Here is a 21,761-nt window from a genome sequence, read left to right as displayed (position 1 = left end):
CCTGAACGGCCCCATTGAGGGCCGTTTTTCATGGCCGGCACCGCGCCCGGTCATACCGGCGTCACACGGCCTCGTTCCAATGTAAACGTTTACATAGCAACGAGGTTCCATGAGCATTCAGGACGTGGCCCGCCAGGCGGGCGTGTCGGTCGCCACCGTGTCGCGGGTCTTCAACCTGCCCGACAAGGTGACGCCGGCCACGCGCGAGCATGTGGAGCAGGTCGCCCAGGCCCTGGGCTACCTGCCCAACGCCAGCGCGCGCACCCTGCGCACCCAGCGCAGCCGCGTGATCGGCGTGGTGCTGCCCACCCTGCTCAACCCCGTGTTCGCCGAATGCCTGCAGGGCCTGGCGCAGGCCGCCGTCGCTGCCGGCTACGCCATCCTGCCGTTTGCCACCGACTACCAGATCGCTCAGGAAGACCGCGCCGTGCACCTGCTCCTGGCCGGCAATGTGGACGGCATGGTCCTCGTGGTCTCCAACCCGGCTACGTCGAGCGCACTGCAGCGCCTGGCCGAAGCGGGCCTGCCCTACGTGCTGGCCTACAACCGGCACCCGGACCACCCCTGCGTGTCGGTGGACGGCGAGCAGGCCGTGGCCGAGCGGGTGGCGCACCTGGTCTCGCTCGGGCACCGGCGCATCACCATGGTCAGCGGCCAGCTCGCCGCGTCCGACCGGGCGCAGCAGCGCAGCCGCGGCTTTCACAGCGGCATGGCAGCCGCCGGTCTTCCCGTTGGGCGGGTGCTCGAAGTGCCCTTCATCGAAACCGCGGTGCAAGACGTCACCGCCCTGCTGCAGGGCCCTGATCGCCCCACCGCACTGGTCTGCTCCAACGACCTGCTGGCCATCCGCAGCATCCGCGCCGCGCACCTGGCCGGGCTGGCCGTGCCGCGCGACCTGAGCGTGGTGGGTTTCGACGGCATCGCCCTGGGCGAGGACCTCACTCCCATGTTGAGCACCGTCGCACAGCCCAATGCCGATATCGGCCGCTGCAGCGTGCAGTTGCTGGTGCAGGCCATGGCCAGCGGCACGCCATTGGCACCGGATGCAGGGCTGACCCTGCCCCACCACTTTCGCACCGGTGAGTCGTGCGCGCCCGCATGACTTCCCGTTCTCACCCCGTCCCCCGCCACCTCCACCTCCCCTTGTCCCACAGGAGTCTTCGATGAAATACACGCTCACCCATTTCATGCGCGCCGCCACGCTGGCCTTCGGCCTGGCGACCGCCGGCACCGCCATGGCGCAAACGGCCATCTGCTACAACTGCCCGCCCGAATGGGCTGACTGGGGCAGCCAGATCAAGGCCATCAAGGCCAAGACCGGCGTCACCGTGCCGCCGGACAACAAGAACTCCGGCCAGTCGCTCGCGCAGATGACGGCCGAGAAGGCCCGCCCCGTGGCCGACGTGACATATCTCGGCGTGACCTTCGCCATCCAGGCCCAGAAGGACGGCCTGGTCGCGCCCTACCAGCCCGCCGCTTGGAAGGACATCCCCGACGGCCTCAAGGACCCGGCCGGCCACTGGTTCACCATCCACTCGGGCACGCTCGGCTTCATGGTCAATGTGGACGCGCTCAAGGGCAAGCCCGTGCCGCAGTCCTGGGCCGACCTGCTCAAGCCCGAGTACAAGGGCCTCATCGGCTACCTGGACCCGGCCTCTGCCTTCGTGGGCTACGTGGGCGCGGTGGCCGCCAACCAGGCGCGCGGCGGCACGCTGGAGAACTTCGGCCCCGGCATCGACTACTTCAAGGCGCTGCAGAAGAACGAGCCCATCGTGCCCAAGCAGACCTCGTATGCGCGCGTGCTCTCGGGCGAGATCGCGATCCTGCTCGACTACGACTTCAACGCCTACCGCGCCAGGTACAAGGACCAGGCCAACGTTCAGTTCGTGATCCCTGCGGAAGGCACGCTGGTGGTGCCCTACGTGATGAGCCTGGTGGCCGGCGCGCCCCACGCCGCAGACGGCAAGAAGGTGCTGGACTTCGTGCTCTCCGACGAAGGCCAGGCCCTGTGGGCGAATGCCTACCTGCGCCCGGTGCGCGCCAGCGCCATGCCCAAGGACGTGCAGGCGCGCTTCCTGCCCGCCAGCGACTATGCCCGCGCCAAGACGGTGGACTACGGCCGCATGGCTGCCGTGCAGAAGGCGTTCTCGGACCGCTACCTCGCAGAAGTGAAGTGAGCCCCATGCGCCACGGCTTCGCTCCCTCGCGCGCGCTGCTGCTCGCCTGCGCAGCCCCTGCCGTGGCCTTCTTCGCGGCCTTCTGGCTGCTGCCCGTGGCCTTGCTGCTGGCCCTGCCGGCCGGCAAGGGCTGGGCCAGCTATTTTGTCGTGCTGACCAATGCCCGCTACCTGCAGGGCCTGCTGCAGACGCTGGGCCTGTCGCTTGCCGTGACGCTGGCCACGCTGGTGCTGGGCGCCCTGGTGGGCATCACGCTGGCACGCCAGCGCTTTCGCGGGCGGCAGCTGCTGCTGTCGCTGCTCACGCTTCCGCTGTCCTTCCCCGGGGTCATTGTGGGCTTCTTCATGATCCTGCTGGGTGGCCGCCAGGGGCTGGTGGCGGACCTGACGGATGCCCTTGGCCTGGGCCGCATCACCTTTGCCTATGGCCTCGCAGGCCTGTTCCTGGCCTACCTGTATTTCTCGCTGCCGCGCGCCATCGCCACCTACACCGCGGCGGCGGGCGCCATGGACGCGGCACTGGAAGAAGCCGCCCGCTCGCTCGGTGCCTCGCGCTGGCGCGTGGCGCGCGACGTGTGGCTGCCCGAGCTGGCCCCCACCACGCTGGCCTGCGGGGCCATCGTCTTCGCCACCGCCATGGGCGCCTTCGGCACAGCGTTCACGCTGGCCAGCAAGTTCGAGGTGCTGCCCATCACCATCTACAACGAGTTCACCAACTACGCCAACTTCGCGCTGGCAGCCAGCCTGTCCATCACGCTGGGCCTGATCACCTGGCTGGTGCTGTGGGCCGCCCGCCGCGCGTCCGGCACCTCGGCTTTCTGAAATGAAACACCCCCTGAGTCGCTTCGCGCCTTCCCCCTCTCTCGCCTCGCTGCGCGAGTCGGGAGGGCGACGCTCCCGGTGCGGCGGGGCGGCCCTTGCACGGGAGCACTGGCCTTGGCCGCGCCAGTTTCAAGCGTCGTGGGCAACGCGATGGCGGCATCGATAACTGATACATCCACTATGAGAAACGCACGACAAGCCCCCTGGTCCCTGGTGGCGCTCACCGCGCTGGTGGCCCTGTTCATGCTGGCGCCCATTGCGCTGTCGGTCCTGGCCGGGCTGGTGAACAACTACAGCGTGGGCCTCAAAAGCGGGCTCACGCTGCGCTGGCTCGGCGAGGTGTGGGAGAACTACGGCGGCACCGTGGGCGCATCGCTGCTGATGGCGCTGCTGTGCGTGGCAGGCAACCTCGTCATCGGTGTGCCCTGCGCCTATGCGCTGGCGCGCAGCCGATCGCGCTGGGCGCGCCTCTTCGAGGAGCTGCTCACCCTGCCCGTGGCGGTGCCCGGGCTGGCCAGCGCGCTGGCGCTGATCCTGGCCTACGGCACGCTCTCGGGCTTTCGCCAGAGCTTCGCCTTCATCCTCGTCGGGCACATGGTGTTCACGCTGCCCTTCATGGTGCGCACCGTGGGCTCGGCCTTCCAGAAGGACGAACTGCGCTCGCTGGAGGAAGCCGCGCGTTCGCTGGGGGCCAGCTTCGCGCAGCGCTTCCTGGGCGTGCTGGTGCCGGCCGTGCTGCCGGCCATCGTGGCGGGCAGCCTGATGGTGTTCACGCTGTCGGTGGGCGAGTTCAACCTCACCTGGATGCTGCACACCCCGCTCACCCGGACACTGCCCGTGGGCCTGGCCGACAGCTATGCCTCCATGCGCATCGAGATCGGCTCCGCCTACACGCTGGTCTTTCTGATCGTCATCCTGCCCGTGCTGTGGGGCCTGCAGGCCGTCGGCACCTTCATCGAGAAACACCATGGAACTTGAACGCACGCGCGTGGACGTGGTCCAGTGCGCCAAAACATACGCCGACGGCACGAGCGGCCTGCAACCCACCGACCTCACGGTGGAGCCCGGCGAAGTGCTGGCGCTGCTGGGCCCCTCGGGCTGCGGCAAGACCACGCTGCTGCGCCTGATCGCGGGGCTGGAGTCGCCCGACGCGGGCAGCCGCATCGCCTTTGGCGGGCAGGACGTGACGCAGTTGCCCGTCGAACAACGCGGCATCGGCATGGTGTTCCAGCACTACGCGCTGTTTCCGCAGATGACGGTGGCCGCCAACATCGGCTACGGCCTGCGCATCCGCGGTGTCGATGTGGCCGAGCAGCGCCGCGTGGTCGGCGAGCTGGTGGACCTGGTGCGCCTGAACGGGCTGGAGGGCAAGCGCCCCGCCGAACTTTCGGGCGGCCAGCGCCAGCGCGTGGCCCTGGCGCGCGCCGTGGCAGTGCGGCCGCGCGTGCTGCTGCTGGACGAGCCGCTCACCGCGCTGGACGCCAAGCTCAAGGAATCCCTGCGCGACGAGCTCGCCGAGCTGCTGCGCCGCCTGCACATCACGGCCATCCACGTCACGCACGACCAGCAGGAGGCCCTGGCCATCGCCGACCGCCTGGCGGTGATGCAGGCCGGCCGCATCGTGCAGGTGGGCGATGGCGAGACGCTGTACCGCACACCGGCGCACCCGTTCGTGGCCGCCTTCCTGGGCCGGGTCAACCGGCTGCAGCGCGACGAGGCGGCCCGCCAGCGCAACGTGTTACGGCTGGGCGGCATCGAACTGCCCTGCCCTGCGGCCTGCGCGGCCGATGCCGTTCTGCTGGTGCGGCCCGAAGACATCGACGTGCAGGTGAACCCTGCGCACGGTGAAGGCTGGGGCCGTGCCGAAGTCGCGCGCCGCAGCTTTCTGGGCGAGCGCGTGCAGCTCACCCTGGCGCTGCCCGGCCAGCCCCCGCTGCAGGCCGACGTGGCCCGCGACCACCCGGCCCGCCAGGGCCAGCCCGTGGCCATCCGCATCCACTCCGAGCACCTCATGCCCAGCCACGAGGCGTCCTGACTCTTGCCACACATGCCCATGACCACCTTGCTGCTGCAACTGTCCGACCCGCACATCCGCGAACCTGGGCGCCTGGCCTATGGCCGCATCAACACCGCCCCCTACCTGGCCCAAGCGGTGCAGACCATGCTGCGCCTGCCGCAGCGGCCCGACGCGCTGGTGATCACCGGCGACCTGACGGACTTTGGCCGCGCTGCCGAGTACGAGCACCTGCGCGCGCTGCTGGCGCCGCTCGGGCCCCTGCCCACGTACCTGCTGCCGGGCAACCACGACGAGCGCACCCAGCTGCGCCAGAGCTTTCCGCAGCACACCTACCTGGGCACGGAGGGCTTCGTGCAGTACTGCGTGCCGGTGGGCGGCATGACCCTGATCGCGCTCGATACCGTGGTGCCCGGCGCCAGCGAGGGCAGCCTGTGCCGTGAACGCCTGGCCTGGCTGGCCGATGCGCTCGACGCGCACCGCCACCGCCCCGTGGTGATCGCGATGCACCACCCGCCGTTCCAGACGCTGATCGGCCACATGGACGCCATCGGGCTGCTGAGCGGCGCGGCGGAATTGGAGGCCCTCGTGGCCCGCCACCCGAACGTGGAGCGCGTCATCTGCGGCCATCTGCACCGCAGCATCCAGGTGCGCTTTGGCGGCGCCATCGCAATGACCGCGCCCTCGCCCGCCCACCAGGTCTGCCTGGACCTGGCGCCCGACGCCACGTCGGCCTGGACGCTGGAGCCGCCCGGGTTCGCGGTGCATGCGCTGCCCGAGGGCGGCCGGCTGGTGAGCCACACCGCAGCCAGCGGCGTGCACGAGGGGCCCTACCCCTTCCACGAGGCCGGCCAGCTGATCGACTGAGTCGCCGCCGCAGGGGGTGCAACGCCCGTTCTGCGGCCCCGCCCGGCGCAACATACCTTGCCCTGTCATGGGCATGGTTCCTGCGTGATGGATTCACGGGTATGCTAGGGCGTCCGTAATGTGACAGTTTTGTGACTAAAACGGGCGCTTTCATGGTTTGCGTTCTGCCGTTGTTCCAGCGGCACAGCCTTTCTGGCTCGCAAAGCTTTTCCGCGCCCGCTCCGGGCCACTCCACAAGCCTGCCCCAGGGTGCCATCGCTGCCCTGCCCGCCCTGCCCCCAGGCAGCGGCAGCGCATATGGCACGCGGCGCAGTGCAGGCACAAAAAGAAGAAAAGTTAGCGTTTACTCATGAAGCATCTCTTGAATCTGTTGGCAGCGGTGTCGCTGCTGATCTGGGGCACCCACCTGGTGCGCACCGGCATCCTGCGCGTGTTCGGCGCCAACCTGCGGCAGTTGCTGGCCCACAGCGTCAGCAGCCGGTTCACCGCCGTGCTCTCGGGCATCGGGGTGACGGCGGTGGTGCAGTCCAGCACGGCCACGGCGCTCATCGTGTCCTCGTTCGTCGGCCAGGGCCTGGTGGGCCTGCCCGCCGCGCTGGCGGTGATGCTGGGTGCCGACGTGGGCACGAGCGTGATGGCGGTGGTGTTCTCGATGGACCTGTCGTGGCTGTCGCCGCTGTTCATCTTCGTGGGCGTGGTGCTGTTCATCTCGCGCAAGGACACCGCCACGGGCCGCGTGGGGCGCGTGCTGATCGGCCTGGGACTGATGCTGCTGGCGCTGCGCCTCATCACCGAATCGACCACCGTGCTCACCCAGTCGCCCACCGTGCGCACCCTGCTCGGCGCACTGACCAGCGACCTGCTGCTGGAGATCTTCACCGGCGCGGTGCTGGCCATCGTGGCGTATTCCAGCCTGGCCACTGTGCTGCTCACCGCGGCGCTGGCGGGTTCGGGCGGCATACCGCCCGACGTGGCGCTGGGCCTGGTGCTGGGCGCCAACCTGGGCAGCGGCGTGCTGGCGGTGCTGACGACCATGAAGGCCAACGTCCAGACGCGCCAGGTGCCGCTGGGCAACCTGTTCTTCAAGATCATCGGCGTGGTCATCATGACGCCGCTCACCGGCCTGTGGCTGCAGCACGTGCGGCCCTATGTGCCCGAGATCGCCGCGCTGGTGGTGCTGTTCCACCTGGCGTTCAACGTCGTGGTGGGCATCGTCTGCATCGGCCTCACGGGCACCGTGGCGCGGGTGGTGCAGCGCCTGCTGCCGCAGGAAAAGACGCAGGCCGCGGCCGGCGCACGCCCGCAGCACCTGGACCCTTCGGCCCTGGCCACGCCGTCGCTGGCCATCTCGTGCGCCGCGCGCGAGGCGCTGCACCAGGCCGACGTGGTCGAGTCGATGCTGCTGGGCCTGCACAAGGTGATCCGCACCGACGACATCAAGCTGGCCGAAGACCTGCGCAAGCTCGACGACGAGGTGGACGGGCTGTATTCGGCCATCAAGTACTACATGACCAAGATCTCGCGCGAGGCGCTGGACGAGCGCGAGGGCCGGCGCTGGGCGGACATCATCAGCTTCACGATCAACATGGAGCAGATCGGCGACATCATCGAGCGCGTGCTCATCGACATCGAAGACAAGAAGATCAAGAAGGGCCGCCAGTTCTCCGAAGCCGGCATGGAAGAGATCACCGAGCTGCACGCGCGCCTGATCGACAACCTGCGGCTGGCGATGAGCGTGTTCCTCAACGGCAGCGTGCGCGACGCGCAAAAGCTGCTGGAAGAAAAAGCCCGTTTCCGCGACCTGGAGCATGCCTACTCGGCCACCCACCTGGCGCGCCTGTCGGACAACACGGTGCAGAGCATCGAGACCAGCTCGCTGCACATCGACCTGATCAGCGAGCTCAAGCGCATCAACTCGCTGCTGTGCTCCGTGGCCTACCCCATCCTGGAATCGGCCGGAGCGCTGGCGCCCAGCCGGCTGCGCACGATGAACGAACAGGCTTGAGCCTTTTGAGCCTCCAGCGCTTGTCCATCAAGCGCTGGCAGCCACATTTTTAATAGCAACTTCATTCGGCGAGGTGCGTCGCGCATAGCGCTGGGCCAGCACCGCGCACACCATCAGCTGCATCTGGTGAAACACCATGAGCGGCAGCACGATGGCCCCCACCGCGTGGGAGGCGAACAGCACCTTGGCCATGGGCACCCCGCTGGCCAGGCTCTTCTTGGAGCCGCAGAACACCAGCGTGATCTCGTCCTCGGTCGAAAGCCCCATGCGCCGTGCGGCCCAGGTGGTCAGGCCGAGGGCCAGCGCCAGCAGCACCGCGCACACCACCACCAGGCCCAGCAGCGCGGGCCACGGCAGTTGCCGCCACAGGCCCTGCACCACCGCCGCGCTGAAGGCCGTGTAGACCACCAGCAGGATCGAGCCCTGGTCCACGACCTTGAGCACCGCCGCCCGGCGCTGCACGAACCCGCCGATCCAGGGCCGCAGCAGGTGCCCCGCCACAAAGGGCACGAGCAGCTGCAGCATGATGCGGCCGATGTTGGCCAGCGTGCCGTCCTGCGCCGCGGCGCCATGGGCCTGCGCCTCGGGCAGCAGCAGTCCCACCAGCATCGGCGTGATCACGATGCCCAGCAGCGTGGACGCCGACGCGCTGCAGATCGCTGCCGGCATGTTGCCCCGCGCCACGGCAGTGAACGCAATGGCCGACTGCACCGTGGCCGGCAGCACGCACAGGTAGAGCACCCCGGTGTACAGCTGCGGCGTGACGAGCGGCAGCAGCACCGGCCGCAGCGCCCAGCCCAGCAGCGGGAACAGCACGAACGTGGTGCCCACCACCACCAGGTGCAGCCGCCAGTGCGACAGACCCGCCACGATGGCATCGCGCGAGAGCTTGGCGCCGTGCAAGAAGAACAGCAGCGCCACGGCCGCCACGGTGGTGGCCTCCAGCGCCTGCGCGGCAGCGCCCGATGCGGGCAGCACGCTGGCCAGGGCCACAGTGCAAAGCAGGGCCAGGGTGAAGTTGTCGGGGAGGAATCGGGAACGGGCCATGGAAATACCATCGAAAAAAACACGCGGATCTAACCGAAAGCTGGCACCAGGCGGGGCGCAGCAGCGGGCGATGGCGCTATTGGACAAGCTGCGCATTCCAAAGAGAAATGGATTTCTCTGATGGATTTATGATTCGGCCGCATGAATGTGACCCTGCGCCAACTGCACGTCTTCCAGTCCGTGGCCGCGACGCGCAACTTCAGCCGCACCGGCGACGCCGTGGGCCTGACGCAACCCGCCGTGAGCCGCTGCATCACCGAGCTGGAGGCGCAGATGGGGCTGCAATTGCTCAACCGCACCACCCGCGAGGTCACGCTGACCGACGCCGGCCAGCGCCTGGCGGCCCGCCTGCCGCGCGTGCTGGAAGAGCTGGAAAGCACCCTGCAGGACGTACAGGAGATGGCCACCGAGCGGCGCGGCCGGGTGCGGGTGGCCAGCAGCCCGACGCTGTCGGCCAACCTGCTGCCCGACTGCATCGCGCAGGCCCAGACCCGTCTGCCCGGGCTGGAGCTGGTGCTGCTGGACCGCATGCAGAGCGCGGTGCTGGCCAGCGTGCTGTCGGGCGAGGTGGACTTCGGCGTCGTGATCGACCCCGGCGAGCAGGATGCTCTGCACTGCGAGACCATCCTGACCGAGCCGTTTTGCCTGGCCTGCCCGCCCGGCCACCGACTGGCGCGCAAGCGCACCGTGCGCTGGACCGACCTGCAGGGCGAGCCGCTGGTGCTGCTGGACCACGACTCCGGCAGCCGCCGCCTGATCGACCGCGCCCTGGCCGAACACGGCGTGGCCTACACCGTCGCACAAGAAGTGGGCCACCCCACCACCATCTTTCGCATGCTCGATACCGGCCTGGGCATCTCCGTCATCCCCACCCTCGCCCTGCCGCCCGAAGGCCTGGCGCGGCTGGCCGTGCGCCCGCTGGTGCCGCGCGTGGACCGCGAGGTCATGCTGGTGCGCCGCCGCAACCGCGCCCTGTCGCCCATCGCGCAGGCGGCGTGGGAACTGGTGAAGGCGGTGGCGGCGCAGGGGCCTGCGGCGTCGTAGGCCCGGCGACGTGGCGGCCCGTCAGGGCAAAAACACTGCGGCCTCTGAGATGTAGCGCTGCAGCCCCTGCGCCAACGCGTCGAACGCGTGCTGGCAGCGCGGGCTGCCGCGCAGGTCTTCGTGCATCACCACCCAGGTATCGAGCCCCACCGAGAACTGCGCACCCAGCACACGTACAAGCTCGGGCGCGCGCCCTGCCAGCCCCACCTGGCATACCCCGATGCCACATCCGGCCCGAACCAGCGCCAACTGCGCCAGGTCGCTGTCGCTGCGCAGGGCAAACGCTTCGCGGCGCCAGGCAGGGACCACCTTGCGGGCGTTGCGCAGGAGCGGCGTTTCTTCATCAAAACCGATGAGCCGGTGCTGCTGCAGGTCCGCCAGCGACTTTGGCATGCCGTGCGCCTGCAGGTAGCGCGCATGCGCGTAGAGCCCCACCTGCACCACGCCGACGCGCCGGGCGATCAGCGCCTCTTGCCGGGGCTCGGTCATGCGGATGGCGATGTCGGCCTCGCGGTGCAGCAGGTCCTGCACCTTGTTGCTCAGCGCGAGCTCTATGCACAGCGCCGGATGGTCGGCCTGCAGTTGCGCCAGGATGGAGGGCAGCACCTCCACGCCGATCACCTCGCTGGCGGTCACGCGCACCGTGCCTCTCACGCCATCGCCATGGCCGCTGGCGGCCCGCACCAGGGCGGCTGCGGAATGGCCCATGGCCTCGGCATGCGGGTGCAGCGCAAGGGCCGCCTCGGTGGGCAGCAGGCCCTGTTGCGACCGGGTGAAGAGCGTGAGCCCCAGGGCCTGCTCCAGGGCTGCGATGTGGCGGCCCACGGTGGGCTGGGTCACGCCCAGAGCCCGGGCCGCGCCGGAGAGCGAGCCTTCGCGCAGCACGCCGAGGTAAGAGCGGTACAGCTCCCAGCCCACGGGGCCATCCGATTTGCGCGATTCATCCGATGCTTGAGTCATACATAAATGTATAGCCTCACCTTCATTTTCAGCAATTTCCTTTTACCCTAGCCCCGCGCACACTGACTTCCATCGCAACAAGTTTTGGAGTGCACACATGGCACACGGCAACAAGGTTCTGGTCCTGGGCGCCACGGGCGGGATTGGCGGCGAGGTGGCGCGCCAGTTGCGCGATGCGGGCTGGCACGTGGTGGCGCTGCACCGCAGTGCGCCGCCGGCGGGCGAGCAGCGTGACGGCATGGCCTGGCTGCGCGGCGACGCCATGCGCCGCGAGGACGTGCTGGCCGCCGCCGCGGGCTGCGACGTGATCGTGCACGCCGTCAATCCGCCGGGCTACCGCCGCTGGGGCGAGCTGGTGCTGCCGATGATCGACAACACCATCGCCGCCGCCACCGCCGTGGGCGCCACGGTGGTGCTGCCCGGCACGGTCTACAACTACGGGCCCGATGCGTTTCCGGTACTGCGTGAAGACGACCCGCAGCGCCCGTTGACCCGCAAGGGCGCCGTGCGTGTGGAGCTGGAGCGGCGGCTGCAGCAGGCCACCGTGGCGCACCCGCTGACGCCTGCCACCTGCCGCGTGATCATCGTGCGGGCGGGCGACTACTTCGGCCCGCAGGTGGGCAACAGCTGGTTTGCGCAGGGCCTCGTCAAGCCGGGCCAGCCGGTGGCGGCGGTGTCGCTGCCCGGCAGCGCGGGTGTGGGCCACCAGTGGTCCTACCTGCCCGACGTGGCGCGCACCATGGTGCAGTTGATCGCGCGCCGCGCCGACCTGCCGGCGTTCGCCCCGTTCCACATGGCTGGGCACTGGGACGCGGACGGCCAGCAGATGGCGGGCGCCATCGGCCGGGCAGTGGCGGCACGCGGCGGCGCGGCGCCCAAGGTGCGTGCGTTTCCGTGGTGGCTGATCACGCTGGCGTCGCCCTTCGTGGCCACCCTGCGCGAACTGCGCGAGATGCGCTACCTGTGGCGCGAGCCGCTGCGCATGGCCAACGACCGGCTGCGGTCGGTGCTGGGCACCGAGCCCCACACGCCGCTCGATGCGGCCGTGCGGGCCACGCTGGAAGGCCTGGGCTGCCTGCCCCCTGCCGCAGAGCCCGCAGGGCAGCCCACCAAGCAGCCCACATCGGGCATCACAGCCCCAGAAACCCCGCAATCACCAGCCCGGCTTCCAGCGTGAACTGGCCTTGCGCCACCTGATCGCGCACGGTGCCCGGCGGCAGCAGGTCGAACCGCTCCACCTCGCCGTCCTGGTTGCAAGGCTCCATGCCCGCAGGCACTTCGGCGCGGAACCAGTCGATGCGTTCGAGCATGTAGCCCGCACCGCCACCCTCGCGGCTGGGGCGGCTGAAGTCGACATGGCCGCCGTGCTGCAGCGCCGTGAGCGCACCGACCTGCAGGCCCGCCTCTTCCCAGGTCTCGCGCGCGAGGGCCTGGGGCAGCGTGTCGGCGGCGGACACCATGCCGCCCATCAGCGTGTCCCACAGGCACGGGTTGTTGGGCTTGGTCATGGAGCGCTTTTGCACCCACATGCGGCCATCCGGCGCCAGGCCCACCAGGTGGACCGCGCGGGTGGTGATGCCCAGCACGCGCACGGCGCCGCGCTCCACCGTGCCCACCACCTCGCCCGCCGGGCTGCACACGGCCAGTTGCTCGTCGCGCCAGGGGCCGCACAGCGCGGCGTCGCGCAAGGCTGCGGCCAGGGTGTTGAGCGCATCGGTGGTGGCATCGGCCGGCCCATCGATGCACCATGCCATGGCACCCGAATGCTCCTTATTTGATAGCTGGTAGCGCTTTTCCAGCAAGCGGTAGGGGCTGATTTGATTCAAAAAACCTTCCGCCACCGACCCCACCACCTGCCCCGCCACCACCAGAGCCTGGCGCGGCTGCGCAGGCGGGCGCCGGGCGGACTGCCGCGCACCCGCCACCCAGGCTTCGAACGACGGGTTCTGCACAGCGGCGTTCACAGTGTGAGGATGGTGCAGCCGGTGGTCTTGCGGGCTTCGAGGTCGCGGTGCGCCTGCTGCACGTCGGCCAGCGGGTAGCGCTGGTCGATGTGGATCTTGACCTGCCCGCTGGCCACCACCGCGAACAGGTCGTCCGCCATGGCCTGCGTGCTCTCGCGCGTGGCGATGTGGGTGAACAGCGTCTGGCGCGTGACGTAGAGCGAGCCCTTGGCGCCGAGCGAGCCGGGCGCGAACGCCGGTGCAGGGCCCGAGGCATTGCCGAAGCTGGCCATCAGGCCGAAGGGCCGCAGGCAGTCGAGGGACTTGTCCCAGGTGTCCTTGCCCACCGAGTCGTAGACCACCTTCACGCCCTTGCCGCCGGTGATCTCCTTCACGCGGGCTGCGAAGTCTTCCCGTTGATAGTTGATGGCGTGCGCCGCGCCGTTGGCCAAGGCCAGCTGGCATTTCGCGTCGGAGCCCGCCGTGCCGATGAGCTGCAGGCCCAGGGCCTTGGCCCACTGGCTGGCGATCAGGCCCACACCCCCCGCCGCCGCATGGAACAGCACGTGGTCTCCGGCCTGCAGGCCTTCCACCGGCAGCGTTTTCTTGAGCAGGTACTGCGCCGTCAGGCCCTTGAGCATCATGGCCGCGCCGGTCTCGAAGCTGATGGCCTCGGGCAGCTTGCACACGGTCTTGGCGGGCATCACGCGCACTTCGCAGTAGCTGCCGGGCGGCTGGCTGGCATAGGCCGCTCGGTCGCCCGCCTTCAGGTGCGTGACGCCCTCGCCCACCGCCTCGACCACGCCGGCGCCCTCCATGCCGATGCCTGCGGGCATCTGCAGCGGGTACAGGCCCGTGCGGTGGTACACGTCGATGAAGTTCAGGCCGATGGCGTGGTGGCGGATGCGGATCTCGCCGGGGCCGGGTTCGCCCACGGTGACATCGGCCAGGTGGAGTTCTTCGGGACCGCCGTGCTGGCGGATCTGGACGGCAAGGCTCATGGACTGGGTCTCCTGGAATGGGGGATGCACAACAACGGCGGCCATCCTGCCACGAAACCTGCCGCCTTGCCGCCCCAGGGCGACCGCCACCGGCCAAGGGCATTGGCGCGCCCAGCGGCACCGCCCGCAGTGCACCGTTACAGTGCTGCCCCATGACACAAAAACTAACGCCCGGCACGGCCGCGATGCTGGTGATTCCGCCGATGTTGTGGGCGGGCAATGCCGTGGTGGGGCGGCTGGTGCACGAGCTGATTTCTCCCATCGCCCTGAACTTCATCCGCTGGGTGCTGGCCTTTGGCGTGCTGCTGCCGCTGGCCCATGGCGTGCTGCGCAAGGACAGCCCGCTGTGGCCCCACTGGCGCCGCTACGCACTGCTGGGCCTGCTGGGCATCGGCCTGTACAACGCGTTCCAGTACATGGCGCTGCAGACCTCCACCCCCATCAACGTGACGCTGGTGGGATCGAGCATGCCGGTGTGGATGCTGGCGGTGGGCAGCCTGTTCTTCGGCATGCGCGTGACGCAGCGCCAGGTGCTGGGCGCGCTGCTGTCGATCTGCGGCGTGCTGATCGTGCTCAGCCGCGGCGAGTGGGCGCAGCTGCTGGCCTTCCGCTTGGTGCCGGGCGACCTCTTCATGATTCTGGCCACCATCTCGTGGGCGTTCTACAGCTGGCTGCTGTCGCGCACCACCGAGCCCGCACCCATCCGCGGCGACTGGGCCGCCTTCCTGATGGCGCAGATGGTGTTCGGCCTGGCGTGGTCGGGCAGCTTTGCGGGTGTGGAGTGGGCCACGGGCCACACGCATGCGACCTGGGGCTGGCCGCTGGTGGCGGCGCTGGTGTTCATTGCGGTGGGGCCTGCGGTGCTGGCCTACCGCTTCTGGGGCGTGGGAGTGCAGCGCGCGGGGCCGGCGGTGGCGGGCTTCTTCGTCAACCTCACGCCGCTGTTCGCCGGCATGCTGTCGGCCGCGTTCCTGGGCGAGACGCCGCAGGTGTTTCACGGCGTGGCGTTCGCGCTCATCGTGGGCGGGATCATCGTCTCTTCGCGGAAGGCTTAGCGCGCTGCGCCTGCCGTTTCCCTGCCGTTGCCGTTGTTACTTTCGCAGCAGCAAGATGCCCGCTGAAACGTCCTAGGAGCGCGCTTCAGGCGATGCAGCGCTCCCATCCGCTGGGCCGGGCAACGCGCCCTGGCCTGGCACCGCAGGCGCATCGCCCGCCGCACTGCGCAGCAGCGCCTCCAGGTCCGCCACCGGGCCGGGCATACCCAGCAGGTAGCCCTGAAACAGCAGGCAACCGTAGTCGGCCAGCAAGGCTTTCTGCGCGGGTGTTTCCACCCCTTCGGCGATCACGTCCAGCTCCAGATTGCGGGCCATGCCGATGATGGTCTGCACGATCACGTCGTCGGTGTGGCGCACGCCCAGGTTGTGCACGAACGACTGGTCGATCTTGAGCTGGTCGAGCGGCAGCCGCGTGAGGTAGGCCAGCGACGAGTAGCCGGTGCCGAAGTCGTCCACCGAAAAGCGCACGCCCTTGGTCTTGAGCAGGCCCATCTTTGCGACCGTGTCGTCCACGTTGTCGAGCACCAGCGACTCGGTCAGCTCGAGCTTGAGCAGGTGGGGCCGCGCGCCGGTCTCGCGCAGCACCTCGACCACGCGGGCCACGAAGTCGCGCTGGCGGAACTGCCGCGCACTCACGTTGACCGACAGCTGCACGTGCCGCAAGCGCGCATCGTTCTCCCACTGGGCAAGTTGCTCGCACGCGGTGCGCAGCACCCAGTGGCCCATGGGGACGATGAGCTCGCTCTCTTCAGCCACGCTGATGAAGGCGCCCGGCGCGATCAGGCCGCGCTCGGGGTGCTGCCAGCGGATCAGCGCTTCGGCACCCACGATGCGGCCGTCCATGTGGAACTGAGGCTGGTAATACAGCACGAACTGGCGCCCCGCCAGCGCCAGCTGTAGATCGCTTTCGAGCTGGGCCCGCACGCTGATGGCGATCTGCATTTGCGGGTCGAAAAAGCACAGCGCGTTGCGGCCCTGCGACTTGACCTGGTACATGGCGATGTCGGCCTGCTTGAGCAGGTCGACCGAGGGCTGCAGCGTCCCGCCCATCAAGGTGGCGCCGATGCTGGGAGTGCTGTGGTGCGTGTGCCCGTTGAGCGAATACGGCACGTTGAGCTTGCGCAGGATCTTCTGGCCCACGCGGCGGGCATAGGCGGCGGCCTCTTCGCTGTGCAGCGACAGCTCGTGCAGCATGACCACGAACTCATCGCCGCCCAGGCGGGCCACCGTGTCCTCGCGGCGCACACAGGTCTTCAGGCGCTCGGCCACCTGGCGCAGCAGCACGTCGCCCACTTCGTGGCCGAGCGTGTCGTTCAGGGTCTTGAAGTGGTCCAGGTCCAGGAACAGCAGCGCACCGTACTGCCCGCTGCGCCCGCTGGCCGCGATGACCTGCTGCATGCGGTCCATCAGCAGGCGGCGGTTGGGCAGGTTGGTCAGCGGATCGTAGAAGGCCAGGCTCTCGATCTCGGCGCTGGCCCGGCGCAGCGCCGTGACATCGTGGTACGTGATCACGAGGCCGCCCTCGGGCGTGGGGCGCTCGGTGATCTGGATGGTGCGGCCATTGGGCAGCACCTGCTCGTGGGGCTCCAGGTGCTGGTTCTGCTTGAGCAGGCGCAGCTCCACCCAGCGCATGCGTTCATCGTCGCTGGCCCGTGGCATGTGGTGTTTGGAGGTTTCTTCCATCACGCGCCGAAACGGCACCGTGGGCGCCATGACGTTGCGCATCCACGGGAAGATCTCTTCGAAGCGGCTGTTCCACTGCACCACGCGGTGCTGTGCGTCCAGCAGCAAAAAGCCGCTGACCATGGACTCGAGCGCCTGGTCGAGCGTGGCCTTGGACTGCGCGATGGCAACGCGCGCCTGCGACAGGCGCTCCAGGTACCGCAGCGCCAGCCACCCGGCGGCCAGGATCATCGCGGCAAACAGCAGGCCCGTGAGGCCGATGGCATTGCGCTGCTGGCGCCAGCCCGCCAGCGCGTCGCTGCGCGGTACGCTCGCAGAAATGCGCAGGTCCTGGTACAGGATGGGGCGGTACACCACCAGCGCAGGCTCGCCGCTCAGGCGGGCCGGGGCGTTCCACGACGGGCCGTCGGCAGCCAGCTGCTGCAGCGGCGGGCTCAAGGTCGGCGTGAGGTTCTCTTCGCGGTAAGGCACGCTCAGCAGCAGTTGCCCGGCCGCGCGCTCCAGCGTGACCTGCAGGCCGCTGATATCTACGCCCTGCACCAGCACGGAACTGAGCGCGCTGACCGGCAGTTCGGCAATCGCGATCACGCGGGCGCTGTCGGCCATGCGCAGGTGGCGCGCAAAGTAGAGCACGCGCTCTGCGGTGGCAAAGCTCACCACGGGTGGGCTGATCAACAGGGTGGAGACCGGCTGCTGGAGCACCGATTCCAGGAACCCCACGGGCAGCTGCACCGCCAGCGCACTGCCCGCGGCGTCGGACGACGCGATGATCTTGCCCTGGGCATCCATCAGCGCCACGTAGCGCACCATCAGGTTCTGCCGAGCCGAACTGCGCAGCCGCTGGCTCGCGGCCTCGGGGTCGATCCAGTCACTCATGGCGGTCGACAGACCCAGCAGTTCATCCAGGCTGGCCAGCAGCACGTCGACGGAGAGCAGCGACCGGTTGAGTGCCGCCTCGGCCCCGGCGACGAAGCGGGTGGCCTGCCCTGCGTTGTCGTCCAGCGCCACCTGGCGCGCATTCCACACCAGGGCGGCAGACACCAGCGCCACGGCCCCCATGAACACCGCCACTGCGGCCCATACGAAAGCCTTGATGCGAAGCGGGGTGGTGGACTCGCTCATTCAGTCCGTACGCCCACCCGGATGCAGGGCCGCACCCGTGGCAGGGGTGTCGGGACGGCAGCCGTGTTCTGGCGCAAGTCGGTCATGGTTTTGCGGGCGCTGCCGTCAGGCCCCGCACGGGGCCGATGGTCTGGTTCCACACCTGGGCGCACCGCGCGCCGCACCGCTGCACCCAGCGCGGCAGCACGGTGGACGCGAGGATCTCCTGGCGGCTGCGCTCGTCCTGCGGAGACACGGGCACCACCACCATGCTGCCCTTGCGGCCGCCCACGCAGGCCGGCGCGCCGCGGTTACAGGCCATGCCGTTCAGGGTTTCGTGTTCGGACTCGTCCCAGATGGCGGCTTCAAGCCGCGGCAGCTCGCGCCGCAGCAGCGCGCGCAGATCGGGAGGCAGAGCCTCCCACGCGGCCTGGTTGGCGCCGAAGATCGCCAGCCCCCAGGTCACGGGCAAGGCATGCACGTGCGACGTGACCGTGGGCAGGCCCAGCGTGTTGCCGGACATGGTGCCGGTGATCGCGCACTCGGTGTTGCCGGCGGTGAGGCTGGGCATGATCTGCGCAAAGCCGGTGAGCACCGGCACCCCGCCCAGGGCACCGACAAAATCGGCCTGGGTGGACGACGACACGCGGGTGCGGCGCCCGGCCAGGTCAGACAGGGTGCGCAGCGGCTTCTTGCAGAACACCACCTGCGCCGGGTAGACGTACACCGCCAGCGCCTCGACGCCGTGCTGGTCCCGCAGGGCCTTTTCAAGGTAAGGGCGAAACGCGGTGAGGGTGGACTTGAGCGTGGCGATGTCGGGGTTCAGCCCCGCCAGGTCGGGCGCGGTGTACTCGGGGTACTGGGCCGTGAAGGAGCTCATGAGCGTGGTGCCGAAGGGCACGACACCGAGCTGCAGCAGCCGCAGCATCTCGGCGCCCGGAACCCCTGCGCGATCGAAGGGCACGATCTCGGCCTCGAACCGGCCGCCGCTCAGGCGCGACAGCTCTTTGCTCCAGAAGGGCTCTTCCTGCCGGGTGTACTGGTTGATGCCCGCCAGCCCCCCGACGATGCGCAGGCGGTAGGGCGCTGCAGTGCTGCCACCGGTGGCCGCAGCGCTTTGCGCGCCAGCCTGCGGCAGGCAGCACAGCGCTGCCAGTGCAAGACTGGAGAGCGCAGTGCGAAGGCGAGGACGATGGGTCAGGAAGGGCCTTGATTGCATGGCAAGTGATAGGCCGCCATTCTTCACCAAGTTTTTCCACCTGACGAAAAGGCTGTCGGCAAAAAGCCACGAAGACAACACGTGCCACCCACGAACCCGCTGGGGCAGCAGCCACCCTGTTTATATCAATCCATGGCTGTACATGGACAGAGAGGAAGCCCCACTGCCAACAGAGGAGTCCTGCAGCAGTTCGTCCCGACCCTGTGTAAAGTTTTTACTCAGAAGGTGCCGGGGTAGGCACCACCGTCGGCCAACACGTTCTGGCCCGTCATGTAACCCGCCTGCTGGCTGCACAGGAAGGCGCAGATGGCGCCGAACTCCTGCGCCGTGCCGTAGCGCCCCGCGGGGATCTGCGCCTGCTGCGTGGTGCGCAATTCGTCCACGCTCTTGCCGGCCTTGGTGGCAGCGGCGTTCACCGTGGCGGCGAGCCGGTCGGTGTCGAACTTGCCGGGCAGCAGGTTGTTGATGGTCACGCCGCGCGCCGCGATCTTGCTGCGCGAGACACCCGCCACAAACCCCGTGAGCCCGCTGCGCGCGCCGTTGGACAGCCCGAGGATGTCGATGGGCGCCTTCACCGCGCTGGAGGTGATGTTGACGATGCGCCCGAAGCCGCGGGCCGCCATGCCATCCACCGTGGCCTGGATGAGCTCGATGGGTGTGAGCATGTTGGCGTCCACCGCCTTGATCCACGCGTCGCGGTTCCAGTCGCGGAAGTCGCCCGTGGGCGGGCCGCCGGCATTGGTCACCACGATGTCGAAGTCCCGGCCCGGCCCACCGGCCACCAAGAACACGGCCTCGCGGCCCTCCGGCGTGGTGATGTCCGCAGCCACGGCCAGCACCTGCGGGCTTTTCTGGCCGCCAGCGCTGGTTGCGCGTGCGCCTTCAGCTATCAATTGAGTAGCAGCCAGCGCCAGAGCCTCCGCGTTGCGCGCGTTAATGACCACGTTCACGCCTTCCTGCACCAACGCCAGCGCGCTGCCGTAGCCCAAACCCTTGCTGGCGCCGCACACCAGCGCCCATTTGCCTGCAATACCCAAATCCATAACAATCTCCCAGTTGCATACTGATACACATAACGCTTCGGCAAATCATAAATGGAAGGCACCACCATGAAATGGCTGTACCGCGGAGCCCTTGCCGTGTGGCTGGCATCGGCCGCATGGAGCTTGACAGGCGTTGCGCATGCGCAAGACACCGCCGTGGTCAAACGTGCCACCCAATTGCGCGATGCCCCAGCCGACACCGGTGCCAGCGTGGCGCCCCTGGAAGCCAACGCGGTGGTGACCCGCGGCAGCGAGCGCAAGGGCGCGTGGACCAAGGTCAGCACCCAGCAGGGCGCGACGGGCTGGGTGCACATGTTCGACCTGGGCCCCCAGTCCGGGTCTGCCACTGCCAGCAGCAACGCCGCCACCAGCGGCCTGCGCGGCGTGGGCAGTTTGTTCGGCGGCAACAGCGGCTCCAGCACTACCGCCACCTCCACCGTCGGCATCCGCGGCCTGGGTGCTGAAGACATCGCCAATGCCCAGCCCAACCCTGCAGCGGTAGGCCAGGCCGAGGCGCTGCGGGTGAACGCGGACCAGGCGCGGCAGTTCGCCACCGCGGCCTCGCTGCAGCCGCGCACGGTGCCGGCACTGGCGGCCCCTGCGCGCCCCACCTCGGGCACGGGAGCCACCGGCTCGTCGACCAACCCGTCCGATCCCAACTTCAGCCCCAACTGAGGAGCCTTGCCATGCCATCGAGCTCTCTCCTGAACCACCGGCGCCTGGCTGCGGCCTGCGCTGCGGTCGCCCTGGCTCTGCTGCCTGCGACCAGCCAGAGCCAGAACGTCATGAACATGCTGCTGGGCGCCGTGACCGGCGGCGGCAGTGCACCGCGCGGCGACGACCTCATCAGCTTGTTGTCCAGCTCGGTCGAGAGCATCGACGAGCCCCGCGAGATCGAGATCGGCCGGCAGCTGTCCGCCGTGCTGCTGGGCAGCAAGCCGCTGCACCCGGACATGGCACTGCAGCGCTACGTGAACCAGCTCGGCCGCTGGATCAGCCTGCAGTCCGAACGCCCCAACCTGCCCTGGACCTTCGTCGTGCTGGATGACCCGGGCTACAACGCGTTTGCAGCGCCGGGCGGATATGTCTTCGTCACCAAGGGCTTGATAGACCGCTGCGCCGACGAGGCAGAGCTGGCGGGCATCCTGGCGCACGAGATCACGCACGTCACCGCCAAGCACCACCTGCACGCCATGCGCAAGACCGCGCAGTCGGGTTTGTTCAAGCAGTTCTTGGCGTCTCAGATCAAGACCAGCGCGGTGGGCAATCTGGTGGCCTCGCAGTTGCTGGAACTGGGGCGCAACCTGTACTCGCGCGGCCTCGACCAGACCGACGAATACGATGCGGACCGCACCGGCGTGGCGCTGGCCACACGGGCGGGCTTCGACCCCTACGGCCTGGTGGCCGTGCTGCAGCAACTGCGCACCGCCAAGCCCGACAACCCCATGTTCACCCTGGCCCTGGCCACCCACCCGCCCGCACAGGCGCGCCTGGAACAACTGGAGCTGGCCATGGGCAAGAACCTGGACAGCTTCGCCGGCGGCGCACCCATGACGGTAGCGCAGCGCGTGAAGCCCAAGGCCGCTGCGGCAGCGACACCGAGCGCAGCACCCGCAGCAGCGCCAGCCCGCAAACCTGCGCCCCCACCCAAGAAAAAGGTCTCGTGATCGACCCAGTGGATGTGGATAAGCGGATGAGTGGATAGGTTGACGAGTCGATGAGTTGTCGGGCAGCGACGTACCGAGGTAGCGAGGCTGTGGGACCGACATATGGCTGGCAAC

General features: G+C 68.9%; 19 protein-coding genes. 12 read left to right on the top strand and 7 right to left on the bottom strand.

All coding sequences use genetic code 11. The features are described from left to right. Window positions 1-109: 109 nt before the first annotated feature. The 7 genes from ACSQ3N_RS07430 to ACSQ3N_RS07400 all read left to right on the top strand — a co-directional run bounded on the left by ACSQ3N_RS07430 (window position 110) and on the right by ACSQ3N_RS07400 (window position 7,884). Window positions 110-1,102, top strand: coding sequence for a LacI family DNA-binding transcriptional regulator (locus tag ACSQ3N_RS07430; protein ID WP_436145977.1), 993 nt, complete (start codon window positions 110-112; stop codon window positions 1,100-1,102). Window positions 1,103-1,163: 61 nt separating this feature from the next. Further along, window positions 1,164-2,177, top strand: a complete 1,014-nt coding sequence (locus ACSQ3N_RS07425; protein WP_436145976.1) for an ABC transporter substrate-binding protein — start codon at window positions 1,164-1,166, stop codon at window positions 2,175-2,177. A 5-nt stretch (window positions 2,178-2,182) separates the two neighbouring features. Next, window positions 2,183-2,998: an ABC transporter permease subunit gene (locus tag ACSQ3N_RS07420; RefSeq protein ID WP_436145975.1), complete on the top strand. Its 816-nt coding sequence runs from the start codon at window positions 2,183-2,185 to the stop codon at window positions 2,996-2,998. A 180-nt stretch (window positions 2,999-3,178) separates the two neighbouring features. Continuing rightward, window positions 3,179-3,976 carry an ABC transporter permease gene (locus ACSQ3N_RS07415; protein WP_436145974.1) on the top strand — a complete coding sequence of 266 codons (798 nt, stop codon included), beginning with the start codon at window positions 3,179-3,181 and terminating at the stop codon, window positions 3,974-3,976. Beyond that, window positions 3,966-5,033, top strand: coding sequence for an ABC transporter ATP-binding protein (locus tag ACSQ3N_RS07410; protein WP_436145973.1), 1,068 nt, complete (start codon window positions 3,966-3,968; stop codon window positions 5,031-5,033). Before ACSQ3N_RS07415 ends, ACSQ3N_RS07410 begins: the two co-directional genes overlap by 11 nt. 18 nt (window positions 5,034-5,051) lie before the next feature. Then, window positions 5,052-5,879, top strand: coding sequence for a phosphodiesterase (locus ACSQ3N_RS07405; protein WP_436145972.1), 828 nt, complete (start codon window positions 5,052-5,054; stop codon window positions 5,877-5,879). A gap of 349 nt (window positions 5,880-6,228) precedes the next feature. Then, on the top strand, window positions 6,229-7,884 hold the full coding sequence (locus ACSQ3N_RS07400; protein WP_056161818.1) for a Na/Pi cotransporter family protein: 1,656 nt from the start codon (window positions 6,229-6,231) through the stop codon (window positions 7,882-7,884). A gap of 27 nt (window positions 7,885-7,911) precedes the next feature. Here ACSQ3N_RS07400 and ACSQ3N_RS07395 read toward each other — a convergent pair whose 3' ends face one another. Next, entirely contained in the window at window positions 7,912-8,931 is a 1,020-nt protein-coding gene (locus ACSQ3N_RS07395; protein ID WP_056161817.1) for a bile acid:sodium symporter family protein, read from the bottom strand. Window positions 8,932-9,072: 141 nt separating this feature from the next. On the opposite strand from ACSQ3N_RS07395, the gene ACSQ3N_RS07390 reads away from it, so the two are divergent. Next, window positions 9,073-9,975, top strand: a complete 903-nt coding sequence (locus ACSQ3N_RS07390) for a LysR substrate-binding domain-containing protein (RefSeq protein WP_436145971.1) — start codon at window positions 9,073-9,075, stop codon at window positions 9,973-9,975. A 21-nt stretch (window positions 9,976-9,996) separates the two neighbouring features. Here the strand turns inward: ACSQ3N_RS07390 and ACSQ3N_RS07385 are convergent, their stop codons facing one another. Then, window positions 9,997-10,935, bottom strand: a complete 939-nt coding sequence (locus tag ACSQ3N_RS07385) for a LysR family transcriptional regulator (RefSeq protein WP_436145970.1) — start codon at window positions 10,933-10,935, stop codon at window positions 9,997-9,999. 97 nt (window positions 10,936-11,032) lie between these two features. On the opposite strand from ACSQ3N_RS07385, the gene ACSQ3N_RS07380 reads away from it, so the two are divergent. Next, the gene (locus tag ACSQ3N_RS07380) at window positions 11,033-12,112 is read left to right on the top strand and encodes an NAD(P)H-binding protein (protein ID WP_436145969.1); all 1,080 of its coding nucleotides are present in this window, start codon (window positions 11,033-11,035) and stop codon (window positions 12,110-12,112) included. Here ACSQ3N_RS07380 and ACSQ3N_RS07375 read toward each other — a convergent pair. Both ACSQ3N_RS07375 and ACSQ3N_RS07370 read right to left on the bottom strand, forming a co-directional pair. Then, entirely contained in the window at window positions 12,066-12,899 is an 834-nt protein-coding gene (locus ACSQ3N_RS07375; protein WP_436145968.1) for an NUDIX hydrolase, read from the bottom strand. The genes ACSQ3N_RS07380 and ACSQ3N_RS07375 overlap by 47 nt on opposite strands. Then, complete coding sequence (locus ACSQ3N_RS07370; RefSeq protein WP_436145967.1) at window positions 12,896-13,879, bottom strand: quinone oxidoreductase family protein; 984 nt, start codon at window positions 13,877-13,879, stop codon at window positions 12,896-12,898. The genes ACSQ3N_RS07375 and ACSQ3N_RS07370 overlap by 4 nt, the downstream gene beginning before the upstream one ends. A gap of 152 nt (window positions 13,880-14,031) precedes the next feature. On the opposite strand from ACSQ3N_RS07370, the gene ACSQ3N_RS07365 reads away from it, so the two are divergent. Beyond that, window positions 14,032-14,934: a DMT family transporter gene (locus ACSQ3N_RS07365; protein WP_056161805.1), complete on the top strand. Its 903-nt coding sequence runs from the start codon at window positions 14,032-14,034 to the stop codon at window positions 14,932-14,934. 72 nt (window positions 14,935-15,006) lie between these two features. Here the strand turns inward: ACSQ3N_RS07365 and ACSQ3N_RS07360 are convergent, their stop codons facing one another. The 3 genes from ACSQ3N_RS07360 to ACSQ3N_RS07350 form a co-directional block, all read right to left on the bottom strand. Then, on the bottom strand, window positions 15,007-17,739 hold the full coding sequence (locus ACSQ3N_RS07360) for a bifunctional diguanylate cyclase/phosphodiesterase (protein ID WP_082516681.1): 2,733 nt from the start codon (window positions 17,737-17,739) through the stop codon (window positions 15,007-15,009). An 82-nt stretch (window positions 17,740-17,821) separates the two neighbouring features. Beyond that, the gene (locus ACSQ3N_RS07355; protein WP_235507221.1) at window positions 17,822-18,937 is read right to left on the bottom strand and encodes a TRAP transporter substrate-binding protein; all 1,116 of its coding nucleotides are present in this window, start codon (window positions 18,935-18,937) and stop codon (window positions 17,822-17,824) included. Between the two features lie 218 nt (window positions 18,938-19,155). After that, on the bottom strand, window positions 19,156-19,980 hold the full coding sequence (locus ACSQ3N_RS07350) for an SDR family oxidoreductase (protein WP_056161803.1): 825 nt from the start codon (window positions 19,978-19,980) through the stop codon (window positions 19,156-19,158). A gap of 66 nt (window positions 19,981-20,046) precedes the next feature. On the opposite strand from ACSQ3N_RS07350, the gene ACSQ3N_RS07345 reads away from it, so the two are divergent. Continuing rightward, a complete protein-coding gene (locus ACSQ3N_RS07345) occupies window positions 20,047-20,655 on the top strand; it encodes an SH3 domain-containing protein (RefSeq protein WP_056162563.1) in 609 nt (202 codons plus the stop codon). 11 nt (window positions 20,656-20,666) lie between these two features. After that, entirely contained in the window at window positions 20,667-21,647 is a 981-nt protein-coding gene (locus ACSQ3N_RS07340; protein ID WP_056161801.1) for a M48 family metalloprotease, read from the top strand. Window positions 21,648-21,761 lie beyond the last annotated feature (114 nt).

It is taken from the genome of Acidovorax sp. LjRoot194 (assembly GCF_964253015.1).
Classification (GTDB): Bacteria; Pseudomonadota; Gammaproteobacteria; order Burkholderiales; family Burkholderiaceae_C; genus Acidovorax.
This window is presented reverse-complemented; position numbering and strand designations above follow the sequence as displayed.